Origin of the sequence: Actinokineospora sp. UTMC 2448 (genome assembly GCF_024760565.1) — a bacterium.
GTDB classification, from domain to species: domain Bacteria; phylum Actinomycetota; class Actinomycetes; order Mycobacteriales; family Pseudonocardiaceae; genus Actinokineospora; species Actinokineospora fastidiosa.
Map to the genome: position 1 here is coordinate 278,096 of NZ_CP031087.1, position 12,952 is coordinate 291,047.

The following is a 12,952-nucleotide window of genomic DNA, read 5'->3' on the forward strand; positions in this document are numbered from 1 at the left end:
CTTGACGCGCCGGTACTGTCCTGCGGCGTGAGCGATCCCCTGGCCGCGCTGCTCGACCTTCCCGGGGTGACGGACGCCGTCGCCGCCGCCCGGGACGCCGTCGCGCAGGTGCACCGGCACCAGACCAACCGCCGCGGCTGGCCCGCGACGGCCGCCGAGGCGTCGGTGCGCGCCGCCCGGGCCTCCGCCGCGCTCGACGGCGGGCCCACCGACATCCCCGCCGAGGGCCAGGTGTCCGACCCGGTGCTGGCGGGCGCGCTGCGCGCCGCCGAGGCGCTGGGTCCGCTGCTGCCGACGTGGGAGCGGGCCCCGCTGCAGGCGCTGGCCCGGCTGCACGTGCTCGCCGCGGCCGACATCGCCGGGCCCGACGCGCTCGGACGGCCCCGACCGGGCACCGGCCAGCGGCTGGAACTGCTCGCCGACCTCGTCGCGGGCGGCACCCGCGTGCCCGGCCCGGTCGTGACGGCCGTCGTGCACGGCGAACTGCTCGCGTTGGCCCCGTTCGGCAGCGCGGACGGCGTCGTGGCGCGGGCGGCCGCCCGGCTGGCCATGATCGCCACCGGCCTCGACCCGAAGGGGCTCGGCGTCCCCGAGGTGTTCTACCTGCGCCGCGCCGAGCGGTACCGGGAGCTGGCCGAGGGCTTCGCGACCGGGGAGCAGCAGCGGCTCGCGGACTGGATCGTCTTCGCCTGCGAGGGCATCCAGGACGGCGCGCGCGAGGCGACGAGCATCGCGGACGCTGCCGTCGGCTAGACCGCGTGGGCGTTCAGCAGGCCCAGCGCCGCGCGCACGTGCCCGTCACTGCTGTCGAGCGCGGCCGCGGCCCGGCGGATCTCCGCGCCGGACAGCAGGTGCACCATCGCGACCTTGAGGTCGCCGTGCGCCTCGGTCAGCGCGGTCGAGCACTCCTGCTGGGTCAGCCCCGTGGCCTCCCGCAGGATGCGCAGCGTCCGGCCGCGCAGCTTGGCGTTGGTGGCCCGCAGGCTGACCATCAGGTTCTCGTACGTCCGGCCCATCCGCACCATGACGGCGGTGGAGAACGACGTCAGCACCAGCTTCTGCGCCGTGCCTGCCTTCATCCGGGTCGAGCCTGCGATCGCCTCCGGGCCGGTGTCCACCACGACCAGCACGTCCAGCCAGCCGGGCTGGGAGGTGTTGGGGTTGTTCGACACCAGCGCGGTGCTCGCGCCGCGGTCGTGGGCGGCGGCCAGGGCGCCCAGCACGAAGGGCGTGCGGCCGGACGCGGTCAGGCCCAGCACGAAATCGCCGGGCCGCACGGTCGCCATGGCGTCCGCGCCCGCCGCCTCGTCGTCCTCGGCGTCCTCGACCGCGTCGCGCAGCGCCCGGTCACCGCCCGCGTGGTGCACGGCGAACCAGCCGTCGGGGACGTCGAAGGTCGGGCGCAGCTCGGCGGCGTCCAGCGTCGCCAGCCGCCCCGAGGTGCCCGCGCCGACGTAGTGCACCCCGCGGCCCGATGACAACGCCGCGACGGCGAGGTCGACGGCGACGCCCAGCTGCGGCAGCGCGTCGCGCACCGCGTCCGGCACGAGCCGGTCCTCGGCGTTGATCAGGCGCAGGACGTCCACTGTGGGCAGTGTGTCGATCCGGGCGGTGCGCGGGTTGCGTCGCTCCGTGGGGGAGTCGACGTGCACCGACTGTCGAGGGACGGTCATCTCGGTACCCCTTCCCGCGCACCCCCGGTCACTTCCCGGTCTCCCGGGGCTTGCGCCTGCCGTCGTGCCTGGTCTCCAGACGGTGGCCGGACACCGCGTCGCGGGTGGCGTCCAGCGCGCTGATCGATTGGTCGATGTGCCGCTGGGCGATGCCGATGAACAGGCAGTCGACCACGGTGAGCTGGGCGATCCGGCTGGCCGTCGCGCCCGAGCGGAACGTGGTCTCCCGGGCGGCGGTGGTGAGCACGAAGTCGGCGACGTCGGCGATCGGCGACGTCGGGTAGTTCGTCAGCGCCACCGTCGTCGCGCCGTGCGTGCGGGCCACGCGCAGGGCCTCGACCGTGTCGGTGGTGGCGCCCGTGTGCGAGATGCCCACCGCGACGTCGTCGCCGGTCAGCACGGCCGCGGACGTCAGCATGATGTGCGTGTCGCTCCACGCGAAGCTGGTCCGGCCGATGCGGTGCAGCTTCTGCTGCAGGTCGGCGGCGACGAAGGCGCTCGCGCCCACGCCGTAGACGTCGACCCGGCGGGCGCCCGCGATCGCGTCCACGACCTGGGCCAGCACGTCGATGTCGAGCTGCTCGGCGGTCTCCTCGACCGCGCGGGCGTCGGCGAAGGTGACCTTGCCGACGACCGTCTTCAGGTCGTCCTCCGGCGCGATCTCGCCGCCGAGGTCGCGGTCGGCCCGCACCGACGCGCGCGCGGTGTCGGCGGCCAGGGCGATCCGCAGCTCGGGATAGCCCCCGACGCCGATGGCCTTGCAGAACCGGGTGACCGTGGTCTCGCTGGTCCCGGCCGCCTCGGCGACCTCGGTGATGCTGCGCCGCGCCACGCTGGAGGGGTTGTCGAGCACGACCTTGGCCACCCGCTGCTCGGCCCGGGCCAGACCCGGCAGCAGAGAGCGAATGCGGACCAGGGGACTTGACTCGCTGTGTTCTGTCGTCATGTGACTCGCACTCACGTGGGAAACTTACTAACAGTTAACGGGTAGGACAAGGCGAAGCATCACATCCGGAAGCTACGCTACCGAAATGTGCCCGCCGAGGCAGGCGCCCCGGTCGGGGGCTTGCTACCCGCATCGCTGCGCGAACGCGGATTGTTAGCACTCCAAGGTCAACGAGTTTCGCTCGTCCACCCGACCGGCAGCATCAAGTGAGGTTGTTTCTCACCGTTGAGCAGGATTCCGTCACTATCGGTCACCAGAATGCGGTCGAGGTGAATCCCACGTCCGGTGTAGCGACCGTCCGTAGTGGACCGCCACCGAATTGTGAGCATTGCCGCGTACGGCAACTCCGCGTGGACACTCCACCAACTGCGGTGGCCTGAGCCCGCCAAACCGGTCTGGTCGCCGCGCGGCGCCCCCCGGCCCGCCGCCTGCAGGACCGCGGTCCGCCACTCCGCGCCGTCGACGGTGTATTCCACAGTCAGCGGGTCGGTGCCCTCGGAGTCGACGAAGGCGTCGAACGCGACCCGCACCGGTCCGCGCGGGGCCAGTTCGGGCGTGGTCAGGGTCGCGGTGCTCGCGTCCGCCTGCGCGGCGAACCACGTCGTCGGGCCGTGCTTGGGCGGCACGGCCATCGCGCGCGCCAGCCCGGTCGCCCAGGTCTCCCTCGCCTTGTTGATCGAGCCCCACGACCGGCTCGGGTGCACCCGGTTGGTCAGCAGGATCGCGATCGACCGCGACGCCGGATCGATGACCAGCGAGGTCCCGGTGAACCCGGTGTGCCCCGCGGTGCGCGGACCGCTGAGACCGCCCATGTACCAGCGCTGGTCCAGCTCGAACCCGAGCCCGTGGGCGTTGCCGGGGAACTCGGTGTTGTAGTCGGTCAGCATCGCGCGCACCGTCTCCGGCTTCAGCACGCGCGTGCCCCCGTACTGGCCGCCGTTGAGGATCGTCTGCGCGAGGACGGCCAGGTCGCGGGCGGTGGAGAACACGCCTGCGTGCCCGGCGACGCCGCCGAGCGACCAGGCGTTCTCGTCGTGCACCTGCCCCCGGACCATCCCGCGCGGCGGGGTCGCCTGGTACTCGGTAGCGGCGGTGCGCTCGACGTCCGTGGGGTTGTATCCGGTGTCGTCCAGCCCGAGCGGACCGGTGATCCGCTGCGCGAGGAACTCGTCCAGCCCGACCCCGGAGACCCGCTCGACCAGCACGCCGAGCGCGATCAGGTTGAGGTCGGAGTAGACGTAGCGGGTGCCCGGCTCGTCCCGGGGCGCGCGCTCCAGCGCGGCGCGCAGCCGCGACTCCCGGTCCGGCCAGTCCCGCCACAGCGGGATCCACGGCTCCATCCCGGAGGTGTGGGTCAGCAACTGCTCGACGGTGATCGCCGCCTTGCCGTTCGCGGCGAACTCCGGCACGTGCTCGGCGACCGGGTCGGTCACGGCGACCTCGCCGTCCTCCACCAGGCACATCACGGCCAGCGACGTGAACAGCTTGCTCACCGAGGCCACGTCGAACACCGTGTCGGGCCGCATGGGCACCTGCTGCTCGGCTGGTAGTTCCGTGCCCGCGGCGTCGGCGTAGCGCAGGGCCTGGCCGACGGCGGAGTGGTGCACGATCACGCCGTCGTGGACCATCAGCGCGACCGCGCCGGAGAACAGCGGCCGCTGCGGGGCCGGGCGCGTCCACGCGGCGATCGCCTCCGCCGCCGCGTCGATCGGCGCCGGGTCGAGGCCCGCCTGCTGGGGTGTGCCGGGGCGCAGGGTCGTGTCGGCGAAGCCGTGGTGTGGTCGGTCGAACCGGCTCATCGCCGGTTCGGCCGCCGCCGCGCCCGAGGACGCCATCGTCAGGACCACCGTCGCGACCACGGCCGCTGTGCGCATCTCCACCTCACCGGTACAGCAGATACGGTTGTCGAAGCCGGTTGAACTCGGCGAGCTCGTCCGCCCACGCGCCGGTGATGGCGTCGGTGTCGGCGCCCGCGTCCACCATGCGCCGCAGGCGATCGGAGCCCGACAGCAGATCGATGAAGTTGTCCGGGCGCCATGCGAACTTGTCCGGGTACAGGCGCCTTGCCGTCACGATCATCGCCACGGCCGTGCGGATCGCCTCGAAGCCGCGGTCGGGGTAGACCTGCACGCCGCCGCAGGCCACGCGGGTGAACTTGCCGAACGTCGGGACGAAGTACTGCTCCCGGAACCGCGCTCCGGGCAGGTTCAGCGCGTTCAGCTCCTCGGCCCAGCGCCAGTCGAGCCCCGGCGCGCCGATGATCTCGAACGGGCGGGTCGTGCCGCGGCCCTCGGAGAAGACCGTGCCCTCGAACAGGCAGGTGCCCGGGTAGACCAGCGCGGTCGTCTGCGTGGGCATGTTCGGGCTGGGCAGGACCCAGGGCAGGTCGGTGTCGATGTCCGTGCGCTTCCAGCCCTTGACCTGCACGACCGTCAGCTCGCGCAAACGCTTGCCAGCGTCGGCGGGCAGGTACTCGGCGTCGAAGAACCGGGCCAGCTCGCCGACCGTCATGCCGTGCTGCTGGACGATCGGCTTGCGGCCCACGCCCGAGGCGTACGCCGGGTCGAGCCGGGGACCGCGGGCGTGGCCGCCGATCGGGTTCGGGCGGTCCAGCACGATGAACGCCGCGTCCGCGATGACGGCGGCGTGCATCGCCGTATACATGGTCCAGATGTAGGTGTAGAAGCGCGCGCCCACGTCGGCGATGTCGAAGACGACGGTGTCCACGCCCGCCTTGGCGAACTGGCCCGCGAGCTTGGCCGCGCCCGCGCCGTACGCGTCGTAGACCGGGATGCCGGTGCGCGGATCGAGGTAGTCGCCCTCCGAGCCACCCGCCTGCGCCGTGCCGCGGAAGCCGTGCTCGGGCCCGAACACCGCCACCGGGCGGGGCATGGCGTCGACGATGTGAGTGCCGTCGCGCAGCACACCGGTGGGGTTGGAGACCACCCCGACCTTCCGCCCGTCGAGCAGCTGCCAGCCCTGGCCCGCCAGCACGTCCGCGCCGGGGGTTACCTGGCGGCGCGGGTCCGCGCTCGCGGTCGACGCGCTCAGCAGGGGCGCGGAGAGGGCGGTCGCGGCCAGGAAGTGCCTGCGTTGGATGCTCATCGGCCCAGCCCGTGGCCGTACGGGTAGCGGATCACGGTCGGGTCGGCGCCGTCGGGCACCGCGACCGGCAGCTTCCCGCTGGGGGAGACCTCGCCGGTCAGCACCTTCGCCAGGGACTTCATGGAGACCCCGCGCCAGGAGTACGTGGCCAGCCAGGTGGGGGCGTCGACGAAGCCCGCGTCGTAGGGGACCTGCGACGCCACGGCGACGACCGGGGTGCCGGTCGCGATGAGCCTGGTCAGCAGGGTCCGCTGCTGGGTGAACACGGAGAGGTTGTTGGTCAGCACGACCACGGCGTCCGCGTCGCGCGCGGCGGCCTCGGCCTGGGCGATGACGGTCTCCGACGGGCGGGTGCCGGTGGGCATCGCGGTGCCGCCGAGCGCGGCCGCCAGCGCTTGTGGCGACCTCGTCGGGTTCACCGTGTCGCCCACGCCTGCCACCAGCACGTTCCCGCTCAGGGGCAGGGCGTCGGCGTCGTTTCGGAGCAGGGTGACCGTGCGGTCGGTGAGCGCCTGAACGGCGGCCAGGTTCTGGGGAGTGCCCACGTGGTCGCCGATGCGGCGCACGTCCACGAGCGGACGGGTGATGATGCCGCGCTCCCACTTCTGCTTGAGGATCCGCCGCACGCTCTCATCGATGCGCGCCTCGCTGATCCGGCCGCTGCGCACGGCGGCGAGGACGGCGTCGCGGGCCAGCGGCAGGTCCGGCGGCATCAGCAGCTGGTCGACGCCCGCCTCCAGGGCGAGCACCGGGACCTCCGCGTCGCCGAACATCTCCCGCACGCCCTGCATGCCCAGCGCGTCGGTGACGATGAGGCCGTCGTAGCCGAGTTCGTCGCGCAGCAGGCCGGTCAGGATGGGCCTGCTCAGCGTCGCCGGGACGCCGCTGGGGTCCAGGCTGGGGAACTGGATGTGCGCGGTCATGATCGAGTCGATGCCCGCGTCGACCGCGGCCTTGAACGGCGGCAGGTCCACCGCCCGCCAGTCCTCGGCGCTGCGGTCGATCCTCGGCAGGCCGGTGTGGCTGTCGGTGGCGGCGTCGCCGTGTCCGGGGAAGTGCTTGGCCGAGGACGAGACCGTCTCCGTGCGGCGTCCGCCGTCCTGGTAGCCGCGGACCTGGGCGGCCACCATCTGCGCGGCCAGCTCGGGGTCGGCGGCGAACGACCGGGCCCCGATCACCGGGTTGAGCGGGTTGGAGTTCACGTCGGCGACCGGCGCGAAGTTCTGGTTGACGCCCATCGCGCGCAGCTCGCGCCCGTTGATCACCGCCGCCGTGCGCGCGTCCTCCTGGCTGCGGCCCGCGCCGAGCGCCATCGCGCTGGGGTACTCGGTGGCGGGCGACTCGACCCGGGTGACGTTGCCGCCCTCCTGGTCGATGGCGATCACCAGCGGGATGTGCGGCGCGGAGCCGAGCGCGGCGCGCTGCAGGCCGTTGGAGAAGGCGGCGAGCTGCGCGGGGTTGTCGACGTTGTCTGTGCTGCTGTTGTTGAAGTAGATGACACCGCCGAGCTGGTAGCGGCTCACCACCTCCGCAGGCGTGGCGACGCCGTATCGCGCCTGGTTGTTCGGGTGCGCCTCAGTCGCCGACTTGCCCCAGACGGTCGCCACGAACAACTGGCCGACCTTCTGCTCCAGGCTCAGGCGGTCGAGCGCGGCGTCGACCCAGTTGGCTGCGGACGTGGGCTGCGGGGCGATCGTGACGGCGCCGATCGCGGCGGCCGTCAGGGTGACCGCGGCGGCGAGCGCCGTTCGGGAGCTGGGCACCGGTGCCTCCTGGCTGAGAGGTAAGTTGTTCACCAGGAACGACTTCCCCTTGGAAGTTACTCACGAAGCGCGCGTTGTCAACGCGCGCTCGCCACCGGGCCCCGAACAGGGATTGGGCGGCCCCACCGACCGGTGGAACCGCCCAAGTCCGCAGCGCGAGCGACTCAAGTTACCAAGCGTGCAACGGTGTCGTACATTCCTGGACTCGGCGCCCGGCGTCCCGGTACGCAGTCCCTAGACGACATGCCTCCCGCGGCGTGCTGCGCGTGGGTGCTTGGTGCTCGCGCACGGAGTTCGCCATCGGGGTGGATCGGAACTTCTCTTCGTTCCGTCCCTGGCCGATCCGAAGTCCGCAACTCCTTTCTACCCAGTGCTGAAGGTCACTTCAAGGGCACGTTCGGGTGCACCGGTCAAGACACGGCTGACGCCCCGTGAACACCGCTGGATGTGGTACCGCCGAAGGGGTTGTCCGCCTGGGACGGTCAGCGTCTCTTCCTTCGGTGGTAGCCGTACCAGGCCGCTCCGGCGGTCGCGACGGCGCCCAGCCCGATGGCGGTGACGGCCACCGCGGTTCCGGACGGGACGGTGAACCGCGAGCGCAGCGAGATGGGCTTGCTGAAGGCGAGCACCGGCCAGCCGCGCTCGGCCGCGACCCGGCGCAGCGCCCGGTCGGGGTTCACCACGCTGGGGTGGCCGACGGCCTCCAGCATCGGCAGGTCGGTGCTGGAGTCGGAGTAGGCGTGGCAGGCGGCGAGGTCGTAGCCGTGCGCGTCGGCCAGCTCGCGCATGGCGGCGGCCTTGTTCTCGCCGTAGCAGTAGAAATCGATCTCACCGGTGTAGCGGCCGTCGACGGCCACCATGCGGGTGCCGACGCTGTGCGTCGCCCCGATCATCCGGCCGATCGGGGCGACGATCTCCGCCCCGGACGCGGACACGACGACCACGTCGTGGCCCTTCGCCCGGTGCTCGGCGACCAGCTCGGCGGCCTCGGCGTAGACCAGCGGGTCGACGATGTCGTGCAGCGTCTCCTCCACGATCGCGCGCACCTGCTCGACGTCCCACCCGGTGCACAGCGTCGTCAGGTGGGCCCGCATCCGCTCGACCTGGTCGGCGTCCGCGCCGGACGCGGCGAACACGAACTGGGCGTAGGCGCTCTTGAGCACGCCCCGGCGGTTGATCAGCCCGCCCTGGAAGAAGGGCCTGCTGAACGCCAGCGTGCTTGAGCGGGCAATGACCGTCTTGTCGAGGTCGAAGAACGCCGCTATCCGGGGCTCGTGCACGGGTGTCAGCATAAAGACCCCGGGCTGCTCATCCGGATGGCGCAGGACCCGCGCGCCGTATGGGCGAGGACCGGGGGCGGATCATGCTGTCTTCGACCGTATCTGGCGTACCGGCCCGGCGAACGGGATACAGTACTCCTACCCCGGCCGCGTGCCGGGACGGTTCAGTCCGACCCCCCGGGGCTGAACCTGTCGACGACCCCCGCCCCTCCCCCCTGGCGGGGGTCGTCCCCTGTCTGCCGAGTTTGCCGTGCGGCGCCGACGTTTCCGCCGAGTTGTCCACAGGCGGCCAAACTGTCCACAGGCGGCGAATCGGGGTGGCGGGCCGGGCGCGCTGCTGCGGATCGTGGAGTCAGAACCCGCGATCCGAGGAGGTCCCCATGTCCCGTCCCATCGCCTGCCTGCGCGACGAATCCCTCGCCGACGAGGTGCTGCGCCTGGCCGCCGTGGCGCAGTGCCCGCTCGACCGCGTCGCCGACCCGGTCGAGCTGAGCGCCCGGTGGAGCGGCCCGCCCCTGGTGCTCGTCGACGACCCGGCGTCCTGCCGCGGACTGCCGAAACGCGAATCCCTGCTGGTGATCCACGCAGGCCCGCCGCCGACAGCTTTCCTCTCCGCCGCCTACGACGCGGGCGCGACCCGGGTCGTCTGCCTGCCCGACGACGCCGACTGGCTCCAGTGCGCCTTCGCCGACGCCGTGGAGTCCCCGGCGGGCCGCGCAGGCCCGGTGCTCGCGGTCGTCGGCGGGACGGGCGGCGCGGGCGCGTCCGTCTTCGCCGCCGCCCTCGCCCTGACCGCCCTCGACGCGGGCGAGCCCACCCTCCTGGTCGACTGCGACCCTCTCTCCGGCGGCCTGGATCTGGTGCTGGGCACCGAGACCACACCCGGCGTCCGCTGGCCGGACATCCGCCTGTCGTCGGGCCGCGTCTCCGCCGCGAGTCTCCACGCCGCCCTCCCCGGCCGGACGAAGGGCAACGCCCGCCTGACCATCCTGTCCGGAGCCCGCGCAGGCGAGGGCCCCACAGCCGACGCGGTGTCCGCGGTCGTCGCCGCGGGCCGCCGCACCGGCGAGACGGTCATCTGCGACCTCCCCCGCCACCCCACCGAAGCCACCCGCTCCGCACTGTCCTCCGCCGACCTGGTCGCCATGGTCGTCCCCGCCGACATCCGCTCCTGCGCCGCCGCCCACCGCACCATGACCACCCTCCGCGACCACGGCGCCCACCCAGCCCTGGTCATCCGCGGCCCCTCCCCATCCCGCCTCACTCCACAGGAGATAGCCAAAACCCTCTCCACCCGCCTACTCGCCAAATACACCTTCGACCGCGACCTCCCCCGCCTGATCGACCAAGGCCTGTTCCACCCCCGCCCCTCCCTCACCCGAGCCGCCAAAACCGTCCTCCGCGAACTCACCCCCAACTCCCCCCGCGCTTCCCCCACCCCACGCCACCCCTGACCGAGCCCACCCAAACTCCCCAGCCCTACCCCTGACCTAGCCAGCCCGAACTCCCCAAGTCCTACGCCCCCGACCCAGTCCGCCAGAACTCCCCAAGTCCTACGCCCCCGACCCAGTCCGCCAGAACTCCCCAAGTCCTACGCCCCCGACCCAGTCCGCCAGAACTCCCCAAGTCCTACATCCCTGACTCAGTCCGCCAGAACATCCGCGTCTCACACCCCTGATCCAGCGCCAGGACTCGCCGCGTCCTACACCCCCTGACCCAGTCCCCTCGACCTTCCCCGTCCGCCCCACTCCACCTCTGCCCCGGTCCTCCCGAGTCTTCCCTTCCCGCTACCCGCGCTACTCCTGCCCCTAGCCCCACCAGCGTCTCCCCTCAGCGCCTCACACCACTCCTGCCCCCTCGGGCTTCCCTCCCCAGTTCGCTCACGACCCCTGACCCCAGCCCCTCGTCCTTTCCCGTCCGATGCCCTTCTGACTCTGCTCCTGACCCCGCGCCCCCGGCTTTCCCACCACACCTACGCCACCTCTAACCAGTCCCCTCCACCGCACGATTCCTCTCCGCCCGTGTACCCCAGCCCGCCTTGCAATGCGGCCTTCCCCAACCCACGCCGCCTTTTCTGCCTACAACCTCCGGAGCTGATCCATGATCCCCGACCTCACCGATCGCGTCCGCCTACGGCTGGCCCGGCGCGACAGTGCTGCCGTCACCCCGGCGATGGTCGCCGAGGCCGTGCGCGAATGCGCGGGCGGTGTCGTGGGCCAAAACGACATGAACACCGCCCTTACCGAACTCCGCCGCGAGTTCATCGGCGCGGGCCCGCTCGACCCCCTGCTGTCCACCCCCGACGTCACCGACATCCTCGTCACAGCGCCCGACGAGGTCTGGACCGACGGCCCCCAAGGCCTTCGCCGCTCCGACACCCGCTTCCCCGACGACGACGCCGTCCGTCGCCTGGCCCAACGCCTAGCCCTGTCCGCTGGCCGCCGCCTGGACGACGCCCAGCCCTTCGTCGACGCCTGGCTTCCCGAGTCCGTCACGCCGGTCCGAGTCCGCCTGCACGCGGTACTCCCTCCCGTCGCCACCACCACCTACCTCTCCCTCCGCGTCCTCCGCCCCGCCACCCACTCCCTCCCCGAGTTGGTCCGCCGAGGCACCTTCTGCCCCACCACCGCCGACCTCCTTACCAGAATCGTCCAAGCCCGCTTGGCCTTCCTGGTCTCCGGCAGCACCGGTAGCGGCAAGACCACGCTCCTGTCGGCCTTGCTCTCCGCCGTCCCCGCCACCGAACGAATCATCTGCATCGAGGACGCAGGCGAACTCCACCCCAAGCACCCCCAGTTCGTCCGCCTCCTGTCCCGCCCACCCAACATCGAGGGCGCAGGCGAGATAACCCAACGCGACCTAGTCCGCCAGAGCCTCCGGATGCGCCCCGACCGAATCGTCGTAGGCGAAGTACGCGGCCCCGAGGTAGTAGACCTCCTCACCGCCCTCAACACCGGCCACGAAGGCGGCGCAGGAACCGTCCACGCCAACACCCCCACCGACGTCCCCGCCCGCCTAGAGGCCCTAGCCGCCCTGACCTCCCTCCCCCGAGAAGCCCTCCACACCCAACTAGCCGCCGCAATCCACTTAGTACTCCACATGACCAGAACCGGCCCCCAACGCCACCTGACCGAAATCGCAGTCCTCCACCGCCCCACCACGACAGTCCAGGCCACCCCCGTCTGGCAAAACGGCCACCCAACGGCCCACTACCCCCTCCTAGACCGCCTACTGACCCGACCAACCAACCAAGTCTCATCCCACCGCCACCCCCACCCCGGCTGGCACCCATGACCTAACCGACCACACCCGTCACCACCCCACCCCAACTCTCTCCGCCGCGCCTTCCCCCCATCCCCATCCCCAGGAGGACCAATGACCGCCGCCGTCGCGCCGCTACTGCTCGCCGCCGCCATCGGCGTGTGGCCCGCGGACGTCGCTCGCCGCAGACTCCGGGCTCTGCAAGGAGACCGTGCGTCGCCTCGCACTCTGCGCCTACCCGAGAGTGGTGCTCTGGCCCCCGTTCTGCTGGCGTTGCTGGCCTGGGCCGTCCTCGGACCCGCCGGGGCGGTCGCCGCACTCGTCCTCGCCGTGCTCGTTCGCGGGGCCTCCCGCAGACGCAAGCGGATGCGGGCAGCGCTCGTCGCCGATGATGGGTTGGCTGAGTCCCTTCGCGCCATGGTCGCGGAGCTGCGGGCGGGGGCGACACCGGTCGCTGCGGCTGAGTCGGCGGCCGAGGACGCGCCGCAGGAAGTCGCTGTCATGTTGCGGTCGGCTGCGGCCGCCGCGCGTCTGGGCGGGCAACCGCCCTTACCGGAGTCCTCCACCGCTGCCACTCAAATCATCCGCGCCTGGCAGCTGGCTACCCACCACGGTCTGCCGCTGGCCGCCGTCCTCGACGCGGTCAGGGTCGACCTCGAGCAGCGGACGCGGTTCGCGCGGCAGGTTGACGCGCGGATGTCGGGGACGCGGGCGAGTGCGTGCGTGCTCGTCTGCCTTCCCGGGGTCGCGCTCCTGCTCGGGCAGACCGCGGGCGCCGACCCGCTGGCCGTGCTCGCCGACACCACGCTCGGCCAGCTGCTGCTCCTCGTCGGCGCCGCCTTCGCCGCCGTCGGGCTGCGTTGGTCCGAACGCATCACCCGCACAACGGAAAGACCGACATGACCATCCCACTCCTCGCCCTCG

General features: G+C 72.2%; 10 protein-coding genes. 4 read left to right on the forward strand and 6 right to left on the reverse strand.

Going from position 1 to position 12,952, the window contains the following annotated elements:
- Positions 1 to 27: 27 nt before the first annotated feature.
- Complete coding sequence (locus tag Actkin_RS01445) at positions 28 to 753, forward strand: oxidoreductase (RefSeq protein WP_258905563.1); 726 nt, start codon at positions 28 to 30, stop codon at positions 751 to 753.
- Here the strand turns inward: Actkin_RS01445 and Actkin_RS01450 are convergent.
- The 6 genes from Actkin_RS01450 to Actkin_RS01475 form a co-directional block, all read right to left on the reverse strand.
- Complete coding sequence (locus Actkin_RS01450; RefSeq protein ID WP_258905564.1) at positions 750 to 1,673, reverse strand: N-acetylmuramic acid 6-phosphate etherase; 924 nt, start codon at positions 1,671 to 1,673, stop codon at positions 750 to 752. The genes Actkin_RS01445 and Actkin_RS01450 overlap by 4 nt on opposite strands.
- 28 nt (positions 1,674 to 1,701) lie before the next feature.
- The gene (locus tag Actkin_RS01455; protein WP_189210023.1) at positions 1,702 to 2,619 is read right to left on the reverse strand and encodes a MurR/RpiR family transcriptional regulator; all 918 of its coding nucleotides are present in this window, start codon (positions 2,617 to 2,619) and stop codon (positions 1,702 to 1,704) included.
- 167 nt (positions 2,620 to 2,786) lie between these two features.
- Positions 2,787 to 4,493: a serine hydrolase domain-containing protein gene (locus tag Actkin_RS01460; protein WP_396122926.1), complete on the reverse strand. Its 1,707-nt coding sequence runs from the start codon at positions 4,491 to 4,493 to the stop codon at positions 2,787 to 2,789.
- Between the two features lie 7 nt (positions 4,494 to 4,500).
- Entirely contained in the window at positions 4,501 to 5,724 is a 1,224-nt protein-coding gene (locus tag Actkin_RS01465) for an exo-beta-N-acetylmuramidase NamZ family protein (protein ID WP_258905565.1), read from the reverse strand.
- A complete protein-coding gene (locus tag Actkin_RS01470) occupies positions 5,721 to 7,487 on the reverse strand; it encodes a glycoside hydrolase family 3 protein (protein ID WP_396122927.1) in 1,767 nt (588 codons plus the stop codon). The genes Actkin_RS01465 and Actkin_RS01470 overlap by 4 nt, the downstream gene beginning before the upstream one ends.
- Before the next feature lie 482 nt (positions 7,488 to 7,969).
- Positions 7,970 to 8,767 carry an HAD family hydrolase gene (locus Actkin_RS01475; RefSeq protein WP_373292307.1) on the reverse strand — a complete coding sequence of 266 codons (798 nt, stop codon included), beginning with the start codon at positions 8,765 to 8,767 and terminating at the stop codon, positions 7,970 to 7,972.
- Between the two features lie 380 nt (positions 8,768 to 9,147).
- Between Actkin_RS01475 and ssd the strand changes: the two genes are divergently transcribed.
- The 3 genes from ssd (at position 9,148) to Actkin_RS01490 (ending at position 12,931) form a co-directional block, all read left to right on the forward strand.
- Positions 9,148 to 10,221, forward strand: a complete 1,074-nt coding sequence (ssd, locus tag Actkin_RS01480) for a septum site-determining protein Ssd (RefSeq protein WP_258905566.1) — start codon at positions 9,148 to 9,150, stop codon at positions 10,219 to 10,221.
- Between the two features lie 646 nt (positions 10,222 to 10,867).
- Entirely contained in the window at positions 10,868 to 12,061 is a 1,194-nt protein-coding gene (locus Actkin_RS01485) for a TadA family conjugal transfer-associated ATPase (RefSeq protein WP_258905567.1), read from the forward strand.
- Positions 12,062 to 12,142: 81 nt separating this feature from the next.
- Positions 12,143 to 12,931 carry a type II secretion system F family protein gene (locus Actkin_RS01490; protein ID WP_258905568.1) on the forward strand — a complete coding sequence of 263 codons (789 nt, stop codon included), beginning with the start codon at positions 12,143 to 12,145 and terminating at the stop codon, positions 12,929 to 12,931.
- Positions 12,932 to 12,952 lie beyond the last annotated feature (21 nt).

Bases quoted from the DNA above. Each gene is read 5' to 3' on its own strand.
- Actkin_RS01450 (WP_258905564.1), bottom strand. From the start codon at position 1,673: ATGACCGTCCCTCGACAGTCGGTGCACGTCGACTCCCCCACGGAGCGA.
- Actkin_RS01490 (WP_258905568.1), top strand. From the start codon at position 12,143: ATGACCGCCGCCGTCGCGCCGCTACTGCTCGCCGCCGCCATCGGCGTG.
- Actkin_RS01460 (WP_396122926.1), bottom strand. From the start codon at position 4,493: ATGCGCACAGCGGCCGTGGTCGCGACGGTGGTCCTGACGATGGCGTCC.
- Actkin_RS01485 (WP_258905567.1), top strand. From the start codon at position 10,868: ATGATCCCCGACCTCACCGATCGCGTCCGCCTACGGCTGGCCCGGCGC.
- Actkin_RS01465 (WP_258905565.1), bottom strand. From the start codon at position 5,724: ATGAGCATCCAACGCAGGCACTTCCTGGCCGCGACCGCCCTCTCCGCG.
- ssd (WP_258905566.1), top strand. From the start codon at position 9,148: ATGTCCCGTCCCATCGCCTGCCTGCGCGACGAATCCCTCGCCGACGAG.
- Actkin_RS01455 (WP_189210023.1), bottom strand. From the start codon at position 2,619: ATGACGACAGAACACAGCGAGTCAAGTCCCCTGGTCCGCATTCGCTCT.